The organism is Myxococcus sp. CA039A (genome assembly GCF_013336645.1).
Lineage (GTDB): Bacteria > Myxococcota > Myxococcia > Myxococcales > Myxococcaceae > Myxococcus > Myxococcus llanfairpwllgwyngyllgogerychwyrndrobwllllantysiliogogogochensis.
Map to the genome: position 1 here is coordinate 1 of NZ_JABUMQ010000637.1, position 1,758 is coordinate 1,758.

The following is a 1,758-nucleotide window of genomic DNA, read 5'->3' on the forward strand; positions in this document are numbered from 1 at the left end:
GTGGCGGGCCTGGGAATGGAGGCGGTGTCGCCGATGCTGGACGTGCGAGCGCGCCTGGAGGGGCGCCTTCAGCGCGGAGGCTTTCGGCAGGGCGCCTTCGGCCCGGACCACGAGCTGGCGCGCTTCCAGGTGGCGGGCGCGTCCTCGGTGCCGCTGGCGGAGGCGTCCTTTCCGGAGGGGGCTTCGGCCTACGGTGAGGTGATTTTCGGCTGGGATGCGGTGCGCCTGGATGGCATGCGGCGGCGACACCTCTTTGTCTCCCTGGGCGTGGAAGCCTTCACCTGGGGACGGGTGGATGTGGATGGGCGCGTGGAGACACACCTCTTCCACCAGGACTTGAGTCTGGGCGTGGGGGGACTGGCGACAGGCATGGGACAGCCGGGCGCGCGCTACCTCGTCTCGGGTGAAGCCCGGTGGCGGTTTCTCGGAGGGCGGCTGTTCGCGGTGGGGCAGGGCGGCACGCTGCTGTTTCCTTCCCCGGAGGGGACGCTTCGGCCAGGGGCCTTCGCGGCCTTGGGAGTGGGGGTGGATGATGAGCGCTGAGCGGCTGCCGTGGAGAGGAGCCCGTCTGGTGTTGGCCCTGGTGCTCCTCATCGCGGGGTGTGCCTCGCGGCCCACTCGGGCTGATTCTGGAGCCACCCTTGAATCCCGCTCGGGTCGGGCGCGCATGTTGGCGCTGGGGAACAACGCCGTCGCGCCCGAGGACACCTCCGACCTCGCGGCCGAAGTCGGGCCGCTGCTGCATCGCCGTCGAGCTCCGTCAGCGACGACCCCGGGCGCGGGTCGCAACGGAGGTGAGACGTCGCCCCTGCCCATCGTCGACCTCATGGACGCCTGCGGAGACGTGCCCTCTGGCTGGCCGCGCCTGTCCACGGATGAGGAAGTGCTGGCGCCCTTCCTGGAGTGCCTCACTCCAGCGGCCTTCCTGGCCTTCCAGCGCACGGTGGACATGCCCCGGCTGGTGGAGTCCCTCTCGGCCTGGAATGCCGTCCGGCTGGGCGCCCTGGGCCCGTTGGAAGCCGAAGCGGCCAGCGTCCTTCTCAAGAAGCGCGTCGTCTTCCTCTCCACCGCCGCCGAGAAGTACGGGCCAGGGCAGGCGGAAGTCCTTGCCCTCTTCGTCTTCCACACCACCTTCGACGACGAGGCGCGAGACGTGCTGCGCCTGCTGGCCGAGGACAGGCTGCTGAAGCGCGCCCTGGGGGGCATGGCGAGCGTCCATTCGGAGTTGTCGGCGAGGGGGCTCGACCTGGAGGACTTCCCGGAGAGGGGCTTCCTCGCCAGCGACCTCGCGCGAGGGTTGGGGAAGGCCACGGATGAAGTCGCCTCCTCCATTCCCCTCGTGGGTGGAAGCCGAAGCGTGGAGGCCTCCTTGCCGCCTCGGCAGCTACCTCCCCCGTACCGTGCGGCGTACTGGGAGGTGGAGAAGGCGCAGTACCTGGGGGCCTTCGCACCGGGCAACGTGGCCTTGGCCTCCTTTGACCACCTCACCTTCGGCGTGCCCCTGGGCTTCTACTTCCTGGCGGCCGGGACGGTGCAAGGCGGGGTCTCCCTCTCGAAGGGCGAGTACGAGGAGGCCACGCGGCGGCTGGCGCCCGCGGCCCTCATGGTGGGCCTGTACTCAGGAGGAACGGGTGCGCGCGCCTTCCGTGAAGCGGGTCTCGCCAGGAAGGAGAGGTTACGGCTCCAGGCGACAGTGCCTCGCGTAGAGGCGCTGAAGGCCGTGCTCGACAGGTTGGAAGCGCGGGCGGGGGCGGGGGC

The 1,758-nt window shown here is 70.4% G+C and carries 2 pseudogenes; both read left to right on the forward strand.

The features are described from left to right. Nucleotides 1-543: pseudogene (locus tag HR086_RS46630) on the forward strand (hypothetical protein); the annotation flags it as partial. A gap of 124 nt (nucleotides 544-667) precedes the next feature. After that, nucleotides 668-1,758, forward strand: a pseudogene (locus HR086_RS46635) (hypothetical protein); the annotation flags it as partial.